The following is a 21,190-nucleotide window of genomic DNA, read 5'->3' as shown; positions in this document are numbered from 1 at the left end:
GCAGCAGTAGCCAGCCGGGTCGTGCCCGGCATCTTCCCGTCCCGACGACCCCGGGAGCCCTGAGCGACCCGTGTTGATCGTCGTCGGGCTTGCCCTCATCACCGTTCTCACCGCCGCCACCGGCTACTTCGTGGCCCAGGAGTTCGGCTACGTCGCCGTCGACCGGGGCCGCCTCCGGCAGCTCGCCGACGACGGCGACCAGGCCGCCGCCCGGGCCCTGGAGGTCACCGGTCGGCTGTCGTTCATGCTCTCCGGAGCGCAGCTCGGCATCACCGTGACCGCGCTGCTGGTCGGCTACGTCGCCGAGCCGTACCTGGGCGCGGGGCTGGCCGAGCTGCTCGGCGTGGCCGGGGTATCCACGGCCGTCGCCCTGCCGCTGTCGGTCGCGCTGGCGCTGGTCATCGCGACCGTGGTGCAGATGGTCCTCGGGGAGCTGGCCCCGAAGAACCTGGCCATCGCCCGCGCCGAGTCGCTGGCCCGGGCGCTGAGCCGGTCCACCCTGATCTACCTGAAGATCGCCGGGCCGGTGATCACCCTGTTCGACAAGGCCGCCGTGCGGCTGCTGCGCCGGCTCGGCATCGAGCCGATCGAGGAGCTGCCCAGCGGGGCCACCCCGGAGGACCTGGAGCAGATCATCGCCGAGTCCCGCGAGGAGGGGCACCTCGACGCGGAGATGTCCGACCTGCTCGACCGGGGGCTCGACTTCCGGGAGCTGACCGCCGGGGAGGCCATGGTGCCCCGGGTCGACGTGCACACCGTCCGGGCGCACGAGCCGCTGAGCCGGGTGGTGGAGCTGCTCGACACCGGGCACTCCCGGTTCCCCGTACGCGGCGCCGACGGCGTCGACGACCTGGCCGGCGTCGTCGGCATCGCCGACGTGCTGGCGGTGCCCCCGGCCGAGCGCGCGACGACCCCGGTCAGCGCGGTGGCCGTACCCCCGTTGCTGGTGCCCGAGACGTTGCCGCTGCCGACGGTGCTGGACCGGCTGCGGTCCGGGCACCGGCAGCTCGCCTGCGTGGTCGACGAGTACGGCGGCTTCGCCGGCGTGATCACGCTGGAGGACCTGGCCGAGGAGCTGGTGGGCCCGATCCGCGACGAGGACGACCCGCCGGAGCGGGCGCCGGCCCGGCAGGACGACGGGTCGTGGGTGGTGCCGGCGCGCTGGCGGATCGACGAGGTCGCCGACAGCACCGGCATCGAGCTGCCCGAGGCACCGGAGTACGACACCGTGTCCGGGCTGGTCATGCGGGAGCTGGGCCGGGTGCCCGAGGTGGGCGACCGGCTGGAGATCATGCTCCCCGTCGACGGCGACGCCGAGACCGAGGCGCGCGCCCTGGTCGAGGTGCTGGCCGTGGACCGGCACGTCGCCGACTCGGTCCGGCTCCGGCTCGCGGGCGGCACCGCCGCCGCCACGGGTCGGGCGGCGGGCAGCCGTCGGGGTGGGGAGGCGGCGGCATGAGCCCCGGCATCGCCCTCGTCGTCTCCGTCGTGCTGCTGGCGCTGAACGGGTTCTTCGTGGCCGCCGAGTTCGCGCTGGTGGCCAGCAAGCGGTATCGGCTGGAGCAGGCCGTCGCCACCGGCGGTGGCCGGGGGGCCCGCGCGGCACTGGACGGCGTACGCGAGCTGTCCCTGATGCTGGCCGGCGCGCAGCTCGGCATCACGCTGTGCACCCTGGGCCTCGGCGCGCTGGCCGAGCCGGCGATCGAGCACCTGCTCAGCCCGCTGCTGCACGCCGTGGGGCTGCCGGCCGCGGCGAGCCACGTCGTGGCGCTGGTCTTCGCCCTCGGCCTGGTCACCTTCCTGCACCTGGTGGTCGGCGAGATGGCCCCGAAGTCGTGGGCGATCACCGACGCGGAGCGGTCGGCGACCCTGCTGGCACTGCCGTTCCGGGCCTTCGCCCGGGTGGCGCGGCCGGTGCTGTCGGCGCTGAACGCGCTGGCCAACGCGATGCTGCGGCTGGTGCGGGTGCGCCCGCAGGACCAGCTCGCCCAGGTGCACGGCCCCGACGAGCTGCGGATCCTGCTGGAGCAGTCCCGCGAGCACGGGCTGCTCGGCGCGGAGCAGCACCGGATGCTCACCAGCATGCTGGAGCTGCAGGGCACCACGGTCGCCCAGGTGATGGAGCCCTTCGACCGGATCGTCACGGTCGGCCGGGAGGACCCGGCCGAGCGGGTCGAGCAGGTCTCCCGCGACAGCGGCCGGTCCCGGCTGGCCGTGCTGGACGCCGGCGGCGAGGTGTGCGGCCTGGTGCACGTGCGGGAGGCCGTGCGGGCCACCACGACGGGCCGGGCGGCGACCGCCGGGGAGCTGATGACCGACGCGTTCACGCTGCCGGCGTCCGCGTCGGTGACGGAGGCCGTGACCGCGATGAAGGGCCGGCGGGCCCAGCTCGCCCTGGTCCGCAACGGCGGCGGCCCGACCCGCCCGATTGGTTTCGTGGCGCTGGAGGACCTGCTGGAGGAGGTCATCGGCGAGTTCGACGACGAGACCGACCCGGTGCCCCGGGGCCGCCGGATGCGCTGACGCCCTCTGCCGCTCGTCGACGCCTGCGGCCGGCCCGGCACCACCGGGCCGGCCCCGGCGTCCGCGCCGGGCGGGCAGGACTGTCCGGCCGCCGGCGGGGAAAGCCGTGCCACCACCGAGGGGGTACGGAGGAAGCGCCGTGCGGCTGACCGGGGTGTCGCCGGAGTCCGGCTGGACCGGGCTTTCGGTGCGGACCACGCTGCCCAACCCGAGCACCCGTCCCGGGCTGCGGCTGCCCGGCCGGGTCACCCTGCACGCCGGGCCGGACGACGTGCCGGTTCGGCGGCTGCGGCTCGGCCTGGTCACCCAGGTCGAGCCGGACGACCCGGGAGCGCCGCGGCGGCTCGTCCAGTTCCACCAGGTGACGATCGCGGGCGCGTTCGTGGTGCCGGCCGGGCGGCGGCGGGCGGTCGACTTCGCCGTGCCGCTGCCCTGGGAGACCCCGGTGACGATCTTCGGCGGGGTGCCGCTGATGAGCCTGCGGATGGGGCTGCGCACGGAGGCGTCCCTCGACGTGGACCTGGAGCAGGGCGCGCTGGTGCCGATCTTCGTGCATCCCCTGCCGACCCAGCAGCACGTCCTCGCCGCGCTGGACACGCTCGGCTTCAGCATGCGCCAGGCCGGCCTGGTCGACGGCCGGCTGCCCGGGGTGGAGCAGGCGCTCCCGCTGCACCAGCGGCTCGGCTGGTGGGTGGCCCCGCTGTACGCCGGCCCGATCACCGAGCTGGAGGTGATCTTCGTGGCGAACGCGGCGGGCCTGGAGGTGCTCCTGTGGGCCGACCGCCGGCTCTCCCTCGCCGGAGTCACCCACCAGAGCATCAGCCGGTTCCGGGTCTGGCACGCGGGCGCGGAGCGGCTCGACTGGGTCGCGGTGGTCGACGGCTGGCTGCGCCACGCGATCAACCGGCACGCCGCCGCGGCAGCGCACGCCGACTGGTCGGCCCAGATCACCGAGTCGGCGCACGTCAGTCGGCCCCCGGACCAGCCGGTCCGCCCCGGCTATGGCCTCGGCGGCACCGCCGGTGGCGCGGGCATCGGCGGGGGCGGCGGAGGCGGCGACGGCACGTGACGCCTGCCGTGCCTGCCGTGCGCCGCCTGCCGTGCGCCGCGTGCGCCGGGGGCGCGGTAAGAAGGGGACCCTTCTATACCGTATGCGTTAACAAGGGGCCCTTCCTTACACCGAGGCGGTGGCGAGCTTGACGCTGAAGCCGAGGAAGACCGCCGCCACCCCGGTGGTCGCCCCGGCGGCCAGCCGCCGCCGCTGCCGGAACTGCGCCGCCAGGAACGTGCCCGCGAAGATCAGCGCGGTCAGGTAGAGCGCGCTGGTGACCTGGGCGATCAGCCCGAGCAGCAGGAACGACAGCGCCGGCCAGGCGTACCCGGGGTCGACGAACTGGATGAAGAACGACACGAAGAACAGGATCGCCTTCGGGTTGAGCAGGCTGATCACCAGCGCCCGCCGGAACGGGCTGCGCAGCTCCGCCGGCTCGGCGGCGTCGATCAGGCGCGGCGCGGCGGGGTCGTTGCGGTCCCGCCAGCGCCGCCACGCGCCGCGCAGCATGGTCAGCCCGACCCACCCGAGGTACGCCGCGCCCGCGTACTTCACCACGAGGAACAGCGGCGGGTACGCCTTGAGCAGCGACGCCACCCCGGCCGCGGAGAGCGTCATCAGCGCCGCGTCGCCGAGGAAGACTCCACCGGCGGCCCGGTAGCCGGCGCGTACCCCGCGCTTGGCGGCGGTGGAGAGCACGAAGAGCGAGTTGGGGCCGGGGAGCAGCACGATCGCCACGGTCCCCAGCACGTACGTCCAGATGTCGGTGATGCCCAGCACGCCCGACATCATCGCGCCGGCACCGGGCCGGGGCGAAGCCGTTCCCGCAGCCTGGCCTGTGCGTTCGGCCACTCCTCGTCGGTCAGCGAGTACTGCACGGTGTCCCGCCAGGTGCCGTCGGGGCGCAGCCGGTGCCGGCGCAGCACCCCCTCGCGGGTGGCGCCGAGCCGCTCGATGGCCCGCTGGGAGCGTTCGTTGCGGATGTCGGTGTGCCAGACCACCCGCACCGCGCCCAGCTCCTCGAAGGCGCGGGTGAGCAGCAGCAGCTTCGCCTCGGTGTTGACGCCGGTGCGCCACCAGGGCCGGCCCAGGTAGGTGTAGCCGATGGCGACCGCCCGGCGGTCGGGGTCGACCTCGTAGTACGACGTGCTGCCGACGACCGCCCCGGTGACGGCGCAGCGCTGCACCCACGGCACCCGCTCCCCGCGGTGGTGGGCGTCGAGGGCGGCCCGGATCGTCTCGGCCGTGCCGGCCGGGTCGGCGGGGCGGTGGCTGCCCAGGTGCTGCCACACCTGCGGGTCGGCGGTGGCGGCGTGCAGCTCGTCGGCGTGCGCGAGGTCCAGCGGTTCGAGGACGACGTGCGCGCCCCGCAGCACGGCCGGCTCCAGCCAGGGCGAGCGGTCCGGCCGCAGGTATGCAGGCAGCGGCGCGGTCACGCCCGCGTCGGGCTCGGGCCGCCCGGCGGTCAGCCGCAGCGGCAGCACCCCGGCCCAGTGCGGAAGGTCGTGGTCGCCGGGTTCGTCGCGTACGCCGCCGGTGCGGGTGCGGACGGAGACCTCGCGCAGCGGCAGCGCCAGCACGGCGGTCTCGGCGAGTTCGCGGCGGCTGGGCGGGCGGCTGTCGGCGCTGCGCCCGGCGGCGACCTTCTCCACCAGGGCGGTCATCGCGGCCGACTTCTCCCCGGCGTCGGTGACCAGGTGCGCGGTGCCGTGCGCGACCACCGACCGGTAGTTGGCGCTGTGGTGGAACTGGGAGCGGGCGTAGATCAGCCCGTCGAGCAGGGTGACCGCCACGCAGACGGGCAGGCCGTCGCCCCGGGCGGCGAGCAGCGGCCGGCTGCCGGTGGAGCCGTGCAGGTAGAGCGTGTCGCCGACGCGGACGTGCAGGGTGGGCAGCACCCGGGGCTCGCCGTCGACCGTGAACGCGAGCGCGCAGTGGTACGCCTCGTCGAGCACGGCGTGCGCGGCGGCCCGGTCGTAGCTCATCCGGTCGCGGCTGCGGGTGGCGGTGGTCCGGGGGGGTGGGTGGGTACATGCGAGGACCCGCTTTCGTACTAGTACAATCCTCGAATTGTGTCAGCACGCTATCAGGTCACCGGCCGGACGGCCGCCGAGATCTCCGCCAGCATCGAGTCGGGCGTCCGCGTCGGCGACCTGCCCGCCGGGGCCGCCCTGCCCCCGGTGCGGGCCCTCGCCGCCGAGCTGGGCGTCAGCCCGGCCACGGTGGCCCGCGCCTACCAGGACCTGCGCCAGCGCGGCCTGCTCGCCACCGCCGGCCGGCACGGCACCCGGGTCCGCCCCCGGCCGCCGGTCGCCACCCGCCGCGCGCTGCGCCCGAGCACCGCGCCCGGCGTCCGCGACCTGTCCCTCGGCGAGCCCGACACCCGGCTGCTCCCGCCGCTCGGCCCGCACCTGGCCGCGCTCGCCGCCGACTTCGGCACCCCCATCGGGTACGCGTCGGCCGGCGTCCTGCCCGAGCTGGCCGACGCGGCCCGGGAGCGGCTCGCCGCCGACGGGGTGCCCGCCGCCGACGTCACGGTCACCGGCGGGGCGCTCGACGGCATCGAGCGGCTGCTCGCCGCCCACCTGCGCCCCGGCGACGCGGTCGCCGTCGAGGACCCGGGCTGGGCCAACCTCCTCGACCTCGTCGCCGCCCTGGGGCTGCGCCCGATCGGGGTGCCGGTGGACGACGAGGGCCCGATCGAGGCCGGCGTACGCGCCGCGCTGGCCGCCGGGGCCCGCGCCCTGGTCGTGACCAGCCGGGCGCAGAACCCGACCGGGGCGGCCGTCTCCGCCGACCGGGCCGCCGCGCTGCGCGCCCTCCTCGCCGGCCGCGAGGACCTGCTGCTGATCGAGGACGACCACGCCGCCGAGCTGGCCCGCGTACCGCTGCACCCGCTCGCCGGGGCGGCCGGGGCGTGGGCCTTCGTCCGGTCGGTGAGCAAGCCCTACGGGCCCGACCTGCGGCTGGCCGTGCTGGCCGGCGACGAGGCCACCGTCGCCCGGGTCGCCGGCCGGGCCCGCGTCGGCGCCGGCTGGGTCTCCACCGTGCTGCAACGCCTCGTGCTCGCCCTCTGGCGTGACCCGGCCACGGCCGCCCTCGTCGATCGGGCCGGCGCCGACTACGAGCGCCGCCGGGGCGACCTGCTCGCCGCGCTGGCCGCGCGGGGGCTGGCCGGGCACGGCCGCACCGGCATCAACGTCTGGCTCCCGGTGCCCGACGAGACCAGCGCCGTCACCGCCCTGCGCGACGCCGGCTGGGCGGTGGCCCCGGGCGCGCTGTTCCGCATCGCCGCCGCCCCCGGCGTGCGCGTCACGGTCAGCCAGCTGGACCCCGCCGACCTCCCGGCCCTGGCCGACGCGATGGCCAGGGCCGTCCACCCCCGCCCCCCGTCGGCCTTCACCGCCTGAGGGGCCGTCCCCGGGGCGGGGCGCGCCGGGTGGGGGTGCCCGGGTGGGCGCGGCCACGGCGGGTAGAAAGGTCGCCATGACCGACAAGACCGACACCGCCCCCGGTGCGCAGCAGTTCATCCCGCCGCAGGCCGACACCCTCGACGCGCTGCGCGCCGCCGCGCGCGGCTGCCGGGGCTGCGAGCTGCACCGGGACGCCACCCAGACGGTCTTCGGCCGGGGCGGCGCCGACGCCCGGGTGGTGCTGGTCGGCGAGCAGCCCGGCGACATGGAGGACCAGAAGGGGCTGCCGTTCGTCGGCCCGGCCGGTCGGCTGCTGCGCCGGGCGGTCGACGACGCCGGGCTCGACCCGACGGGGCTCTACCTCACCAACGCCGTGAAGCACTTCCGCTTCGAGCTGCGCGGCAAGCGGCGCATCCACCAGACCCCGGACCGGGTGCACGTCACCGCGTGCCGCCCCTGGCTGGTGGCCGAGTTCGCCCGGCTGCGCCCGGAGGTCGTCGTGGTGCTCGGTGCGACCGCGGCAAAGGCGCTGCTCGGCCCGTCGTTCCGGGTCACCCGGCAGCGCGGCACCCTGATGCCCTGGCCGGCGTCGGCCGAGCGGCCGGAGGACTTCGCCCGGGTGCCGGTCGACTCGGCCGGCGGGGTCGCCGACGCACCGGCGGCCCGGCTCCTGGCCACGATCCACCCGTCGGCGGTGCTGCGCGCCGACGACCAGGACACCGCGTACGCCGGACTGGTCGCCGACCTCAAGGTCGCCGCCGCCGCCCTCCGGACCTGACCCACCCCCCCCGGCCCGGCCTGCCTCGATCCTGGGCAGTTGTCGTTGCGACGGGACCGCAACTGTCCAAGGTCCGGGGGGTTGCGTGAGGATGGGGCGAGCCGCACCCCCGCCGGAGCCCCGGCCGTCACCGAGGAGCCACCGATGGCCACCGACCTCACCACACCGGCCCCCGGCCGCGTCGACGTCGCCCCGATCCAGCGCCGCACGCTGCGGCTGCTCGTCGTGACCCAGATCATCGGCGGCATCGGGGTCACCATCGGCATCTCGGTCGGCGCGCTGCTCGCCGCCCGGGTCGCCGGCACGGCGGTCGCCGGCCTGGCGCAGAGCGCCGCCGTGGTCGGCGGCGCGTTGCTCGCCGTCCCGGTCACCCGGATCATGACGGGGCACGGCCGCCGGCCGGGGCTGGTCACCGCGTACCTGGTCGGGGCGGCCGGGGGCGTGCTGGTGGTGGTCGCCGCGGCGACCCGCCAGGTGCCGCTGCTCTTCCTCGGCATGCTGCTGTTCGGCGGGGGCTCGGCGGCCAACCTCCAGGCCCGCTACACGGCCGTGGACCTCGCCGAGCCGGCCCGCCGGGGCCGCCAGCTCTCCCTGGTCGTCTGGGCCACCACGATCGGGGCGGTGGCCGCGCCGAACTTCGCCGCGCTGGCCGACCGCACCACCCGGGGGTGGGGGCTGCCGTCGCTGGCCGGCCCGTTCGCGTTCAGCGCGGTGGCGTTCGCCCTCACCGCCGGCGTACTGCTGGTGCTGCTGCGGCCCGACCCGCTGCTGACCGCGCGCCGGTTGGCGGACGCCGAGGCCGCTCCCGCTCCCGAGGCCGCTGCCGACGCCGCTCCCGCTGCTGCCGCCGGCAGGGCCGCCGGGCCGGCGGCGGACCGGCGGCGCGGCGCGGGGATGCGGACCGCCTGGCGGGTGGTCCGCGAGCGGCCGGCGGCCCGGCTCGGCATCGCCGCCGTCGCGGTCGGCCACCTCGTGATGGTCGCGGTGATGTCGATGACCCCGGTACGCCTCGGCGAATACCACGACGACTCCGCCGTGCTCGGAGTGGTCGGGGTGGTGCTCAGCCTGCACATCGCCGGCATGTACGCGTTCTCCCCGGTGGTCGGCTGGCTCACCGACCGGCTCGGCCGGCGGCCGGTGATCCTCGGCGGCCTGGCCGTGCTGCTGGTCGCCTGCGCGGTGGCGGGCGCCTCCGGGCACCACACGCCCGGCCTCTCGGTCGGCCTGGTCCTGCTCGGGCTGGGCTGGTCGGGGACCATGGTGGCCGGCTCCACCCTGCTGTCGGAGTCGGTGCCGGCCGACGTACGGCCCAGCGTGCAGGGGCTCTCCGACCTGACGATGGGCCTGGCGGGGGCCGCCGCCGGGGCGCTGAGCGGGTTCGTCATGCAGGTCGCCGGGTATCCGACGCTGACCGTCCTGGCGGCGATCGCGACGGTGCCGCTGCTGGCGCTAGCGTTGCGTGCGGTGCCCGGGCGGGCGCCGGACGAGGAGGACCGACCGTGCGGCTGACCGACTTCTGGACCCGGCTGGAGGAGGCGTTCGGCCCGGGGTACGCGACCAGCATCGCCTCGGACCAGGTGCTGTCCCAGCTCGGCGGGCGGACCATCGAGCAGGCCCTCCGGTCGGGTGAGCAGACCCACGTCGTGTGGCGGGCGGTGGTCGCCGCATACCCCGACCGGGTGCCCGCGCGACTACGCTGAGCAGCCTTTTCTTTCCTCCCGCGTGTCGCTTGCCGAGTCGTACACCTGTTCGGCTATTGTCCACAGCGGGGTGCTCGTCCACAGCTCGCGGCCCGTCGGCTGGTTTTCTGTCGGACCCAGCGCCTAGCGTGTCCGCGTGACGCGAAGCTCAGGAAAGACGCCGGCGAAGGCAGGGGTGGCAACGATGGCGGCAGGTCCTGACCGGGAGAAGGCGCTCGACCTTGCTCTCGCTCAGATCGACAAGCAGTTCGGCAAGGGTTCGGTGATGCGCCTGGGGGAGCGCCCTGTCGTGCAGACCTCGGTCATCCCGACCGGGTCCATCGCCCTCGACGTGGCCCTCGGCGTGGGGGGCCTGCCCCGGGGCCGGGTGGTCGAGATCTACGGCCCGGAATCCAGCGGTAAGACGACGGTGGCCCTGCACGCGGTGGCCAACGCCCAGCGGGCCGGCGGCATCGCCGCGTTCGTCGACGCCGAGCACGCGCTCGACCCGGAATACGCGAAGGCCCTCGGCGTCGACACCGACGCGCTGCTGGTCTCGCAGCCCGACACGGGCGAGCAGGCGCTGGAGATCGCGGACATGCTGGTCCGCTCCGGCGCGATCGACATCATCGTGATCGACTCGGTGGCGGCCCTGGTGCCGCGCGCCGAGATCGAGGGTGAGATGGGCGACAGCCACGTGGGCCTCCAGGCCCGGCTGATGAGCCAGGCGCTGCGGAAGATCACCGGTGTGCTCAACAACACCGGCACCACGGCGATCTTCATCAACCAGCTCCGCGAGAAGATCGGTGTCATGTTCGGCTCGCCCGAGACCACCACCGGTGGCCGGGCGCTGAAGTTCTACGCCTCGGTCCGGCTCGACGTGCGCCGCATCGAGAGCCTGAAGGACGGCACCGACGTGGTCGGCAACCGCACCCGGGTCAAGGTGGTGAAGAACAAGGTCGCCGCGCCGTTCAAGCAGGCCGAGTTCGACATCATGTACGGCAAGGGCATCTCCCGCGAGGGCTCGCTCATCGACGTGGGCGTGGAGCAGGCGATCATCCGCAAGTCCGGAGCCTGGTACACGTACGACGGCGACCAGCTGGGCCAGGGCAAGGAGAAGGCCCGCGAGTTCCTCCGCGAGAACCCGGACGTGGCGGCCGAGATCGAGAAGAAGATCCTGGAGAAGCTCGGCGTCGGGGTCGGCGCGGGCGACGCCGCCGGTGGCCCGGAGCTGCCGCCGGTCGACTTCTGACCGGCCGCTGACCAGTGACAGGACGACGCGCCCGCACGGGGCGGGGCTGGGATGCCAGCCCGCCCCGCGCGGGTGACGCCGACGGTTCGCCCCGTCCCCGGCGCGGCCGGCGCGGCTCCTCCGGCGGGGCGTTCTCCCCGCAGGTCGACGCCGATGCCCCGGGCGACGCCGACGACCGGGGTGCCACCGGGGTGCCGCAGGACGCCGATGCTCCGCGCGGCACCGGGGCCCCGCCACGTGACGAGGCGGAACTGGCCCGGGAGATCTGCCTGCGTCAGCTCGCCGTGCGTCCGCGCACCCGGGCCGAGCTGGCCGCCGCGCTGGCCAAGCGGGGGATCTCCGAGGAGGTGTCCGCCGGGGTGCTCGACCGGTACGACGAGGTCGGCATCATCGACGACGCCGCGTTCGCCCGCGCCTGGGTGTCCAGCCGGCACGCCGGCCGGGGGCTGGCCCGCCGGGCTCTCGCCAACGAGCTGCGGCGGCGGGGCGTGGACGGCGAGGTGGCCAGCGAGGCCCTCGACGAGCTGGACGAGGAGACCGAGGCCGAGACGGCCCGGGCGCTGGTCGACCGGAAGCTGCGTACGGCCCGGGGGGAGCCGGACGCCGTCTTCCGTCGCCTCGTCGGCATGCTCGCCCGCAAGGGCTACCCGCCGGGGGTGGCGATCCGGGCGGTGAAGGACGCGCTCGCCGCGCAGAGCGCCGAGGCGGCCGAGTTCGCCGACGGCATCGACGCCGACGCGCTCGCCGATGCGGAGGGCGACCTCACCCCGGACACGCGCCCGCTCGACTGAGCGGCCGGGCCGAGGCGCCCGGTCGGTGGGCGAGCCGCCGCAGCCCGGCCCGGCCGGGTGAGCACGCCGGTGCGGCCCGGCCGAGGGGTGCCGACGATTACGACGGCGCCCGCCGGATCCGGTCTTCTTTGTCCGGTCGTGTCCGGCGTGCCATCAGCGTTGGGTGACTCGTCAACTTCTCTCCGTTCGGGGGGTTTGATCATGAGTCCTTGACCAGACGGCACCCGGAGACCTAGCCTCGCCATACAGGCTCACATTGCCCGACCAAGCGCAAGCAAAGCGCACAACATAGATCGCGTAACAGAACAGCATCACTTTGGCCGGCTCGCCGGCCTGCGGTGTCAGCTCCGGACAGGCCGGTCCGGGGCCGGCACGACAACTGCACCCGGCCGTCGGCGATGCCCCGTGGGCACCGTCGGCGGAAAGCTACCCACGGCCAGTCGCTCAGGTCGGGCGTCTCAGAGCCGCAGCGCACGTGCCCACCCGGCACGCTCACTGCGGCGCCGACGTTCAGGGGAGGCGGCCATGGCGGGGCGGCAGAGGTCCACGGGTGGTCCCGGCGGGACGGCGGTCGGCGACGGCGCACGCCGTGGCGCACGGGCGATGGCCAACAACGGTGCACGGGCGGCCGCAGGCAGTGTTACGCGACCGGTGGCCGGCAACGGTGCGCTGGCGGCGGTCGGCAGCGTTACCCGACCGGTGGCCGGCAACGGCGTACGGGCGGCGCGGTCCCGGTCCGACGCGGGGACGCGGCCGTGAACGCCTTCGACGCCGTCCTCCTCGGGGTGGTGCTGCTGCTCGTCCTGGTCGTGGTCGGCGCGGTGCTGGTGGGCGTGCGGACGATGCGCCGGCTCAGCGCGGCACCCCGCCCGGAGGACCCGGCCTACATCGCCGAGAAGGACCGTCAGGAGCAGTCGCTGGCCGCCCTGCGCACCGCCGCCGACGAGGTGAACAGCACCATCGACGTGGCCAAGTCCGCCGCGTCGGCGGCGCGCGCCGAGGCCGCCGCCGCGAAGGCCGAGGCGAAGGCGGCCCGGGCCGAGGCCCGCCGAGTGCTCGACGACGCCCGGGCGGAGGCCGACACCGTCCTGGAGCGGGCCCACAAGCAGGCCGAGGCCGACGCCGAGCAGCTGCGCACGGCGGCCCGCCGCAGCGGGGAACGCGAGGTCGCGGTGCTCGCCGCGACCACCCGGGAGCAGGCCGCCGAGGTGGAACGGCGGGCCGCCCGGATGGACGAGCGGGAGCGCCTGCACACCGAGGAAGTGGAGCGGCTGGCCGACCGGGAGCGGCAGCTCACCGCCGCCAGCGCCGCCCTCGCCGCCCGCGAGTCCGCGCTGGCCGAGCGCGAGCAGGCCGTCGCCGAGGCGGAGGAGCAGCGCCGCCGCGAGCTGGAGCGCGTCGCGGGGCTCACCGCCGACGCGGCCCGCGCCGAGCTGATCGAGGTGATCGAGACCCAGGCGAAGCGGGAGGCCGCCCTGCTGGTGCGGGACATCGAGTCCGACGCCCGCAACACCGCCGAACAGCGCGCCCGGCACATCGTGGTGGACGCCATCCAGCGGGTGGCCAGCGAGCAGACCGCGGAGAGCGTCGTCAGCGTCCTGCACCTGCCCGGCGACGAGATGAAGGGGCGGATCATCGGCCGGGAGGGGCGCAACATCCGCGCCTTCGAGTCGGTCACCGGGGTCAACCTGATCATCGACGACACCCCGGAGGCCGTGCTGCTGTCCTGCTTCGACCCGGTGCGCCGCGAGGTCGGCCGGTTGACGCTGGAGAAGCTGGTGCTCGACGGCCGGATCCACCCGCACCGGATCGAGGAGGTCTACGATCTGGCCCGGCAGGAGGTGGAGCAGCTCTGCCACCGGGCCGCTGAGGACGCCCTCGTCGAGGTCGGCATCACCGAGATCCACCCCGAGCTGGTGAGCCTGCTCGGGCGGCTGCGCTACCGCACCTCGTACGGGCAGAACGTGCTCAAGCACCTCGTGGAGACCGCGCACATCGCCGGGATCATGGCCGCCGAACTGCGGCTGGACGTGCCGACCATCAAGCGGTCGGCGTTCCTGCACGACATCGGCAAGGCGCTCACCCACGAGGTGGAGGGCAGCCACGCCATCATCGGCGCCGACCTGGCCCGCAAGTACGGCGAGAGCGAGGACGTCGTCCACGCGATCGAGGCGCACCACAACGAGGTGCCGCCGCAGACCATCGAGGCCGTGCTCACCCAGGCGTCCGACGCCTGCTCCGGCGGGCGGCCGGGGGCGCGGCGGGAGAGCCTTGAGGCGTACGTCAAGCGGCTGGAGCGGATCGAGGAGATCGCGGCCGGGAAGCTCGGCGTGGAGAAGGTCTTCGCCATGCAGGCGGGCCGGGAGATCCGGGTGATGGTCAAGCCCGACGACGTCGACGACATCGGCGCGGCGGTGCTGGCCCGGGACGTGGCCAAGCAGATCGAGGAGGAGCTGACCTACCCGGGGCAGATCCGGGTGACCGTGGTCCGCGAGTCCCGGGTCACCGAGATCGCCCGCTGAGCCGGCGGGGCCCCATCCCGGCCCGGGTTGCCGGGGCTGCGGGACGGGGCCGTGACCGTGCGGGATTGCAGGGGTGGGTCGGGCGGTGTCGCTTTGCCGGGCTCAGCCCTGCGGCTCGGTGACCGCCTGTTCGAGGACGGGGGCCGGGCCGGCGGTGGTCTTCTTCGCGGCGCGGAACCCGCGTCGCTGCGTGCGTCGGTCGAGCCAGCCCGCCAGCATGGTGATCAGCGAGTTGATCACGATGTAGATCGCGGCCACCACGATCGCCGCCGCCACCACGTTGCCGTAGTTGGCCGAGAGGTCGTTGACGCCGCGCTGGAGCAGCTCGGGGAAGGCCACGATGTAGCCGAGCGCGGTGTCCTTGAGCAGCACGACCAACTGGCTGACGATCACCGGCAACATCGCCCGGGCGGCCTGCGGCACCAGGATGAGCTGCATGACCTGGCTCTTGCGCATGCCCACCGCGTAGGCGGCCTCGGACTGGCCCCTCGGGATCGAGTGGATGCCGGCGCGGAACGCCTCGGCGAGCACCGACCCGTTGTACAGGGTGAGGCCCACGACCACGGACCAGAACGCCGAGACGGGACCCTGGATGAGGAACGGCACGCCGTAGAAGATGAAGAAGATCATCAGCAGCAGCGGCACGGCCCGGAAGAACTCCACCACGACGCCGGACGGCACCCTGATCCACCAGCGGTCGGAGAGCCGCCCGACGGCGAAGACGATGCCGAAGGCGAGCGACAGGACCATTCCGGTGGCTGCGGCGAGCAGGGTCTGCCGCAGGCCGGGGATGATGAACTGGGTCCAGGTGTCCGGCTCGGCGAACGGCTGCCAGAGCCGGCCTTCCCACTGCCCGGCCTCGGCGAACCTGCGGTAGACCCACCAGAGCAGGGCGACGAGGCCGACGCCGAAGACGACGCTGAGCACCGCGTTGCGGATGCGGGCGCGCGGCCCCGGGTGGTCGTACAGGACCGTGCTGCTCATCAGCGCTTCACCGCCATTCGGTTGGCCAGCCAGCCGAAGAAGTAGCCGGTGGGGATCAGGATCGCGGCGAAGGTGCCGGCGAACACCAGGAAGATCGGGATGACCGCGTCCCCGTTGCTGTTGATCAGGTCCTTCATCACGCTCGACGCCTCGATGAGGCCGATGGTGCCGACGATCGTCGCGTTCTTGCACAGCGCGATGAGCACGCTGCCAAGCGGCGCCACCACTGCCCGCCCGGCCTGGGGCAGGATCACGATCCGCAGCGTCTGGAAGAAGGTCAGCCCGATCGCTCGGGCCGCCTCGGCCTGGCCGGCGGGGACGGTGTTGATGCCCGAGCGGACCGCTTCGCAGACGAACGCGGCCGTGTAGACCGACAGGCCGACGACGCCCAGCCAGTAGTTGTTCAGGTCCAGTTCGTCGGAGAGGCTCAGCCCCAGCGTGGAGAAGAGGCCGAAGTAGCAGAAGAAGACGATCAGCGTCAGCGGTGTGTTGCGGAAGATGTTGACCCAGGCGACGCCGACTCCGCGCAGCACCGGCACGGGGGAGACCCGGAACGCGGCGAGCAGCACGCCCAGCACCAGCGCGAAGAACGCCGACGCGCCAGTCAGCTTGAGGATCCACAGGAAGCCCGACACGTACGCGTCGAGGTTGGTCTGATCAGCGAATACGTGCATCCGTCGACTCCCGGGGCAGGTCGTCCGCGTCGTGACGGTCCGGGGCCGGCGCCACTAGGGCGCCGGCCCCGACCTCCGTCAGACGCTGCCGCAGTTGGTCAGCTTGGTGGTGTCCAGCTCGGGCGCGGCCTTGCCGCTCTTGCCCAGCGTCGAGTCCCAGGCGGCCTTGTAGGAGCCGTCTGAGGCGGCGGCCTTGAGGATCTCGTTGACCTTCTCGCAGCCGTCCTTGTCGTCCTTCTTCAGGCCGATCCCGTAGGGCTCGCTGGAGAAGGGCTTACCGACCACCTTGAACTTGCCGGCGTACTGCTCCTGCGCGGCGTAGCCGGCCAGGATGATGTCGTCGGTGGTCACCGCGTCGACCTGGCCGTTCTCCAGCAGCGGCAGGCACTTCGAGTACGAGTCGAACTGCTGGAGCTTGGCCTTCGGGTGCTCGGTCTGGATCCGCTTGGCCGGGGTCGAGCCGGTCACCGAGCAGACGGTCTTGCCGTCCAGCCCCTCCGGCCCGGCGAGCGTGGAGTCCGCCTTGACCAGCAGGTCCTGCCCGGCGATGAAGTACGGCCCGGCGAAGCTGATCTTCTGCTTGCGCTCGTCGTTGATCGTGTACGTCGCCACGACCAGGTCGACGGTGCCCTGCTGGATGAAGGGCTCGCGGTTGGCGGAGACGGTGGTCTTCCACTCGATGCTGCCGGCCTCGACACCGAGGCCCTTGGCGATGATCTTGGCGATCTCGACGTCGAAGCCCTCGTACGTGCTGCCGGTCTGGAGGCCGAGGCCGGGCTGGTCCGCCTTGACGCCGATCACCAGCTTCTTCTGGTTCTGCGCCTTACCGATGATGCCCTTGGCGCCCGAACCACCGGACTCGCCGTCGCTGTCGCCGCCGCAGGCGGCCATGCCGAACGACAGGGCGGCGGCCATGGCGACTGCCGCCACGCGCTTCATACGCATACTTCTCTCCTTCTTCGACGGAGCCCGCCGGGGGACGACGCGCTCCACGGACGGACGCCTAGTGCGTCAGGATCTTCGACAGGAAGTCCTTGGCGCGTTCGCTGCGCGGGTTGGCGAAGAACTCGGCCGGGGGAGCGTCCTCGACGAGCTGGCCGTCGGCCATGAAGATGACCCGGTTGGCCGCGTGCCGGGCGAAGCCCATCTCGTGGGTGACCACCACCATGGTCATGCCGTCGCGGGCCAGGGAGGTCATCACCTCCAGCACCTCGCCGACCATCTCCGGGTCGAGCGCGCTGGTGGGCTCGTCGAACAGCATCGCCTTGGGCTGCATTGCCAGCGCGCGGGCGATCGCCGCCCGCTGCTGCTGGCCGCCGGAGAGCTGGGCAGGATACTTGTCGGCCTGGTTGGCGATGCCGACCCGGTCCAGCAGGGCCAGCCCGCGCTCGCGCGCGGCGGCCGGCTTCTCCTTGCGGACCTTGACGGGGCCGAGCGTGACGTTCTCCAGGATCGTCTTGTGCGCGAAGAGGTTGAACGACTGGAACACCATGCCGACCTCGCTGCGCAGCCGGGCCAGCGCCTTGCCCTCGGCGGGCAGCGGGGTGCCGTCGAAGGTGATGGTGCCGGAGCTGATCGGCTCCAACCGGTTGATCGCCCGGCACAGCGTCGACTTGCCCGAGCCCGACGGTCCGATCACGACGACGACCTCGCCCCGGCCGACCGAGAGCGAGACGTCCTGCAGCACGTGCAGCGGCCCGAAGTGCTTGTTGACCCCGTCCAGCACGATGAGCGGTTCGGCCGTCGTCACGTCGTCCACCGTCCCTGTCGTCACGTACGTCTGGGTCGGATGACCCCCGGTCCGGCCACTGTAGGCGGGCCGACATGGCGGATCGCCACTCATCTGGTCACGGTGCGGTAACACCGGTAACGATCCGCACCGGGAGTCCGGTATCCGTCTTCGACCGGCCCGTCCGGCTGGCGGCGGGGCCGGATCGAGGCGATCATGGGGGGATGACCGAGCCGCTTCGCCTGACCGACTACGCCCGTGGCGGCGGCTGCGCGTGCAAGATCCCGCCCGGGGAGCTGGAGGCGATGGTCGCCGGCCTCGGCCCGGCCAGCGGCACGGCCGACCTGCTGGTCGGGCTGGAGAACGGCGACGACGCCGCGGTGGTCCGCCTCGACGAGCGCACCGGCCTGGTGACCACCGCCGACTTCTTCACCCCGGTCGTCGACGACGCCTACGACTGGGGGCGCATCGCCGCCGCCAACGCGCTCTCCGACGTGTACGCCATGGGCGGCACGCCGCTCGTCGCGCTCAACCTGCTCTGCTGGCCGCGCGAGCGGCTGCCGCTGGAGCTGGCCCGGGAGGTGCTGCGCGGCGGCCAGGACGTGGCCCGGGAGGCCGGCTGTCACCTGGCCGGCGGGCACAGCGTCGACGACGACGGCCCGAAGTACGGGCTCGCGGTCACCGGCGTGGTCCGGCCCGAGGAGCTGATCACCCTCGACGCCGGGCGGGCCGGGCTGCCGCTGTCGCTGACCAAGCCGCTCGGCGTCGGGGTGCTCAACACCCGGCACAAGGCCACCGGCGAGCGGTTCGCCGAGGCGGTCGCCTCGATGGCGGCGCTGAACCGGGACGCCGCCCGGGCGGCGGTCGCCGCCGGCATCCGGTGCGGCACGGACGTGACCGGGTTCGGGCTGCTCGGGCACGCCTCGAAGCTGGCCCGGGCCAGCCGGCTCACGGTGGCGATCGACGCGGCCCGGGTGCCCTACCTGCCGGGCGCGCGGGAGGCGCTGCGCGACGGGTACGTCAGCGGCGGCACCCGGCGCAACCTGGACTGGGTGACGCCCTGGACCGACTTCGGCGGCGCCGACGAGGGGGAGCGGCTGCTGCTGGCCGACGCGCAGACCTCGGGCGGGCTGCTGGTCGCCGGGGAGCTGCCGGGGGCCACGGTGATCGGCGAGCTGCTGCCGCGCGGCGAGCACCTGCTGGTCGTGCGCTGACGGCGAGGGGCTGGCACCATAGCCGATAAACTGTCGTCTTTCCGCCACTGTCCGCGACGGCGGTGCAGGAAATTTTGCCCGGAATGGTCACAGACCGGTAACTTGCCCCCGGCTGCGGTCAAATGCCCCCCACCATCGTCAGTAAGGCCCGATCCGGAGGCCGGTGGGACGAACGCAGCGAGGAGGCGGCGTGACCGAGCTGTGGAACTGGAGAATCGACGGGGCACCCCCGGTGGAGGTGTACCCGGCGCTGGCCGAGGCCCTGGGGCGGGTGGTGATGCCGCTCGCGGTGGCCGATCCGGCGCGGCTGCCGACGTACGCGGTGATCTGCGACGTCTGGGAGGCGCCGGGGGTGTTCGGCACCATGGTGGACTGCTACGGGGTGCCCGAGAGCCTGACGGAGCTGCCCTGCGTCGCCGCGCTGGCCCGGCTGCTCGGCCGCAACTGCGTGCTGCGCGACGACACCCTCGACGCCGGCCGGCACCTGCTGGTCGCGCCCGACGGCACCATCCGCCCGGTGCACTTCGACGTGCGGGAGACCGACGACGGCGAGGTGCTGAGCAACCAGCGGCTGTGCACCGTGGCCCACCCCGGCTGCCGGGGCTGGTCGCGCTGCCACCGGTCGAGGTGGGTCCCGGACTCGGTCTTCCCGGCCCTCGCCGCGGCCTGACCGCCGGGGTCGACCGACCCGGAGCCCCGGGCGCTGCCCGGCGGCCCCGGTCCAGCCCGGCCCCCGGCGGCCCCGGTTCAGCGTTCGCTGGCCCGGGGCCGCGGCGTCCCCGGCTCAGCCCTCGGTGGCCGGGCGCTGCGGGGCGCCGCCGCGCACCACGAGCTGGTCGAGCAGCGTCGCGGTGGCCTCGGCGACGGCGGCCACCGCCGCGTCGAACGCCGCCGCGTTGTGCGCGGCCGGCGCGCGGAACCCGGAGATCTTCCGGACGTACTGCAACGCCGCCGCCTCGATGTCGGCCCGGCTCACCTCCGGCACGTACGGCTCACGCAGGGTCTTGATGCTGCGGCACACGGCTCCTCCTCGTTCGGGTTCTGTCGGCTCGTGCGGATACGCTGTGCGGGTCATGACTACCGCAGCCGCGGGCAGCCCCCGCACCTACCAGGTGCGCACGTACGGCTGCCAGATGAACGTGCACGACTCCGAGCGCATCTCCGGCCTGCTGGAACAGGCCGGCTACGTGCGCGCCGCCGATGCCGACGGTAACCCCGACGTGGTGGTGTTCAACACCTGCGCCGTCCGGGAGAACGCCGACAACCGGCTCTACGGCAACCTGGGTCACCTGCGCCCCGTGAAGGACAAGCACCCCGGGATGCAGATCGCCGTCGGCGGCTGCCTCGCCCAGAAGGACCGCGGCGACATCGTCCGCAAGGCCCCCTGGGTGGACGTGGTGTTCGGCACGCACAACATCGGCTCGCTGCCGGCGCTGCTGGAGCGGGCCCGGCACAACGCCGCCGCCGAGGTGGAGATCCTGGAGTCGCTCGACGTCTTCCCCTCGACGCTGCCGACGCGGCGCGAGTCGACGTACGCGGGCTGGGTGTCGATCTCGGTGGGCTGCAACAACACCTGCACGTTCTGCATCGTGCCGTCCCTGCGCGGCAAGGAGAAGGACCGCCGCCCCGGCGACGTCCTCGCCGAGGTCCGCGCCCTGGTCGACTCGGGCGTGCTGGAGGTGACCCTGCTCGGGCAGAACGTCAACTCCTACGGCGTCGAGTTCGGCGACCGGCTCGCCTTCGGCAAGCTGCTGCGGGCCTGCGGCGAGGTCGACGGGCTGGAGCGGGTGCGGTTCACCAGCCCGCATCCGAAGGACTTCACCGACGACGTGATCGCCGCGATGGCCGAGACCCCGAACGTCTGCCACTCGCTGCACATGCCGCTGCAGTCCGGCTCCGACGACGTGTTGAAGGCGATGCGCCGGTCGTACCGGTCGGAGAAATACCTGGGGATCATCGAGCGGGTCCGGGCGGCGATGCCCGACGCGGCGATCACCACCGACATCATCGTCGGCTTCCCCGGCGAGACCGAGGCCGACTTCCAGCGCACCCTGGACGTGGTCCGCGAGGCCCGCTTCTCCTCGGCGTTCACGTTCCAGTATTCGAAGCGCCCCGGCACGCCGGCCGCCACCATGCCCGACCAGCTGCCCAAGCAGGTGGTGCAGGAGCGCTACGAGCGGCTGATCGCGACGGTGGAGGAGATCACCTGGGCGGAGAACCGCAAGCTGGTGGGGCAGCAGGTCGAGGTGCTGGTCGCCGTCGGCGAGGGCCGCAAGGACGAGCGCACGGGCCGGATGTCGGGCCGGGCCCGCGACGGCCGCCTCGTCCACTTCGACGTGGGGTCGCTCGCCGGCCAGATCCGCCCCGGCGACATCGTGCACACCACGGTCACCTACGCCGCCCCGCACCACCTCAACGCCGACGGGGAGCCGCTGGCGCACCGGCGCACCCGGGCCGGCGACGCCGCCGAGGCCGGCCGCGCCCCGCGTACCCCCGGGGTGTTGCTCGGGCTGCCCACGGTCGGCGCGCCGGCCGCGGCGCCCGCGCAGACGACCGGCTGCGCGGCGCACTGACGCGATC

General features: G+C 74.0%; 20 protein-coding genes. 13 read left to right on the top strand and 7 right to left on the bottom strand.

Translation table 11 applies throughout. From position 1 onward, the window contains the following. The first annotated feature begins 70 nt into the window (after nucleotides 1-70). The 3 genes from ACVMYR_RS06570 (at nucleotide 71) to ACVMYR_RS06560 (ending at nucleotide 3,592) form a co-directional block, all read left to right on the top strand. Complete coding sequence (locus tag ACVMYR_RS06570) at nucleotides 71-1,459, top strand: hemolysin family protein (RefSeq protein WP_431895456.1); 1,389 nt, start codon at nucleotides 71-73, stop codon at nucleotides 1,457-1,459. Then, a complete protein-coding gene (locus tag ACVMYR_RS06565) occupies nucleotides 1,456-2,523 on the top strand; it encodes a hemolysin family protein (RefSeq protein WP_077936754.1) in 1,068 nt (355 codons plus the stop codon). The genes ACVMYR_RS06570 and ACVMYR_RS06565 overlap by 4 nt, the downstream gene beginning before the upstream one ends. 139 nt (nucleotides 2,524-2,662) lie before the next feature. Continuing rightward, entirely contained in the window at nucleotides 2,663-3,592 is a 930-nt protein-coding gene (locus ACVMYR_RS06560; RefSeq protein WP_457121347.1) for a sporulation protein, read from the top strand. 105 nt (nucleotides 3,593-3,697) lie between these two features. On the opposite strand, the gene leuE is transcribed toward ACVMYR_RS06560, so the two are convergent. Together leuE and ACVMYR_RS06550 are read right to left on the bottom strand one after the other, a co-directional pair. Further along, nucleotides 3,698-4,366 (bottom strand): leucine efflux protein LeuE, encoded by a 669-nt coding sequence (gene leuE / locus ACVMYR_RS06555; RefSeq protein WP_350670613.1) that lies wholly within the window; start codon nucleotides 4,364-4,366, stop codon nucleotides 3,698-3,700. Next, a complete protein-coding gene (locus tag ACVMYR_RS06550) occupies nucleotides 4,363-5,559 on the bottom strand; it encodes a bifunctional pyridoxamine 5'-phosphate oxidase family protein/GNAT family N-acetyltransferase (RefSeq protein ID WP_457121346.1) in 1,197 nt (398 codons plus the stop codon). Before ACVMYR_RS06550 ends, leuE begins: the two co-directional genes overlap by 4 nt. A gap of 87 nt (nucleotides 5,560-5,646) precedes the next feature. Here ACVMYR_RS06550 and ACVMYR_RS06545 point away from each other — a divergent pair, with 87 nt between their 5' ends. The 7 genes from ACVMYR_RS06545 to rny all read left to right on the top strand — a co-directional run bounded on the left by ACVMYR_RS06545 (nucleotide 5,647) and on the right by rny (nucleotide 14,009). Continuing rightward, on the top strand, nucleotides 5,647-6,984 hold the full coding sequence (locus ACVMYR_RS06545) for an aminotransferase class I/II-fold pyridoxal phosphate-dependent enzyme (protein ID WP_457121345.1): 1,338 nt from the start codon (nucleotides 5,647-5,649) through the stop codon (nucleotides 6,982-6,984). Nucleotides 6,985-7,060: 76 nt separating this feature from the next. Next, nucleotides 7,061-7,765, top strand: coding sequence for a UdgX family uracil-DNA binding protein (locus ACVMYR_RS06540; RefSeq protein ID WP_431895462.1), 705 nt, complete (start codon nucleotides 7,061-7,063; stop codon nucleotides 7,763-7,765). A gap of 144 nt (nucleotides 7,766-7,909) precedes the next feature. Then, a complete protein-coding gene (locus tag ACVMYR_RS06535; protein ID WP_457121344.1) occupies nucleotides 7,910-9,274 on the top strand; it encodes an MFS transporter in 1,365 nt (454 codons plus the stop codon). After that, nucleotides 9,265-9,465, top strand: coding sequence for a DUF3046 domain-containing protein (locus ACVMYR_RS06530; RefSeq protein ID WP_077936762.1), 201 nt, complete (start codon nucleotides 9,265-9,267; stop codon nucleotides 9,463-9,465). The genes ACVMYR_RS06535 and ACVMYR_RS06530 overlap by 10 nt, the downstream gene beginning before the upstream one ends. Nucleotides 9,466-9,649: 184 nt before the next feature. Then, nucleotides 9,650-10,696, top strand: a complete 1,047-nt coding sequence (gene recA, locus ACVMYR_RS06525; protein ID WP_043962471.1) for a recombinase RecA — start codon at nucleotides 9,650-9,652, stop codon at nucleotides 10,694-10,696. Nucleotides 10,697-10,710: 14 nt separating this feature from the next. Continuing rightward, complete coding sequence (locus ACVMYR_RS06520; protein WP_431895463.1) at nucleotides 10,711-11,487, top strand: regulatory protein RecX; 777 nt, start codon at nucleotides 10,711-10,713, stop codon at nucleotides 11,485-11,487. A gap of 755 nt (nucleotides 11,488-12,242) precedes the next feature. Beyond that, nucleotides 12,243-14,009, top strand: a complete 1,767-nt coding sequence (rny, locus tag ACVMYR_RS06515; protein ID WP_043962473.1) for a ribonuclease Y — start codon at nucleotides 12,243-12,245, stop codon at nucleotides 14,007-14,009. Nucleotides 14,010-14,111: 102 nt separating this feature from the next. Here the strand turns inward: rny and ACVMYR_RS06510 are convergent, their stop codons facing one another. From ACVMYR_RS06510 to ACVMYR_RS06495, 4 genes are all read right to left on the bottom strand, one after another. Further along, nucleotides 14,112-14,996 carry an amino acid ABC transporter permease gene (locus ACVMYR_RS06510; protein WP_457121714.1) on the bottom strand — a complete coding sequence of 295 codons (885 nt, stop codon included), beginning with the start codon at nucleotides 14,994-14,996 and terminating at the stop codon, nucleotides 14,112-14,114. Then, nucleotides 14,993-15,667: an amino acid ABC transporter permease gene (locus ACVMYR_RS06505; RefSeq protein ID WP_431895465.1), complete on the bottom strand. Its 675-nt coding sequence runs from the start codon at nucleotides 15,665-15,667 to the stop codon at nucleotides 14,993-14,995. The genes ACVMYR_RS06510 and ACVMYR_RS06505 overlap by 4 nt, the downstream gene beginning before the upstream one ends. A 78-nt stretch (nucleotides 15,668-15,745) precedes the next feature. Beyond that, nucleotides 15,746-16,612 (bottom strand): glutamate ABC transporter substrate-binding protein, encoded by an 867-nt coding sequence (locus ACVMYR_RS06500; RefSeq protein WP_387159580.1) that lies wholly within the window; start codon nucleotides 16,610-16,612, stop codon nucleotides 15,746-15,748. Between the two features lie 58 nt (nucleotides 16,613-16,670). Beyond that, nucleotides 16,671-17,426 carry an amino acid ABC transporter ATP-binding protein gene (locus tag ACVMYR_RS06495; protein ID WP_043962476.1) on the bottom strand — a complete coding sequence of 252 codons (756 nt, stop codon included), beginning with the start codon at nucleotides 17,424-17,426 and terminating at the stop codon, nucleotides 16,671-16,673. Between the two features lie 194 nt (nucleotides 17,427-17,620). Here ACVMYR_RS06495 and selD point away from each other — a divergent pair, with 194 nt between their 5' ends. Further along, the gene (selD, locus tag ACVMYR_RS06490; RefSeq protein WP_077936767.1) at nucleotides 17,621-18,610 is read left to right on the top strand and encodes a selenide, water dikinase SelD; all 990 of its coding nucleotides are present in this window, start codon (nucleotides 17,621-17,623) and stop codon (nucleotides 18,608-18,610) included. 190 nt (nucleotides 18,611-18,800) lie between these two features. Continuing rightward, the gene (locus ACVMYR_RS06485; RefSeq protein ID WP_457121343.1) at nucleotides 18,801-19,280 is read left to right on the top strand and encodes a hypothetical protein; all 480 of its coding nucleotides are present in this window, start codon (nucleotides 18,801-18,803) and stop codon (nucleotides 19,278-19,280) included. A 114-nt stretch (nucleotides 19,281-19,394) separates the two neighbouring features. Here the strand turns inward: ACVMYR_RS06485 and ACVMYR_RS06480 are convergent, their stop codons facing one another. Further along, entirely contained in the window at nucleotides 19,395-19,631 is a 237-nt protein-coding gene (locus ACVMYR_RS06480; protein ID WP_043962479.1) for a DUF2277 family protein, read from the bottom strand. 52 nt (nucleotides 19,632-19,683) lie between these two features. Here ACVMYR_RS06480 and miaB point away from each other — a divergent pair, with 52 nt between their 5' ends. Further along, nucleotides 19,684-21,183: a tRNA (N6-isopentenyl adenosine(37)-C2)-methylthiotransferase MiaB gene (gene miaB, locus ACVMYR_RS06475; RefSeq protein WP_457121342.1), complete on the top strand. Its 1,500-nt coding sequence runs from the start codon at nucleotides 19,684-19,686 to the stop codon at nucleotides 21,181-21,183. Nucleotides 21,184-21,190 lie beyond the last annotated feature (7 nt).

It is taken from the genome of Micromonospora sp. PTRAS2, from assembly GCF_054052245.1.
Note: the sequence above shows the minus strand (reverse complement) of the source record. Positions and strands in the feature narration are given on the sequence as shown.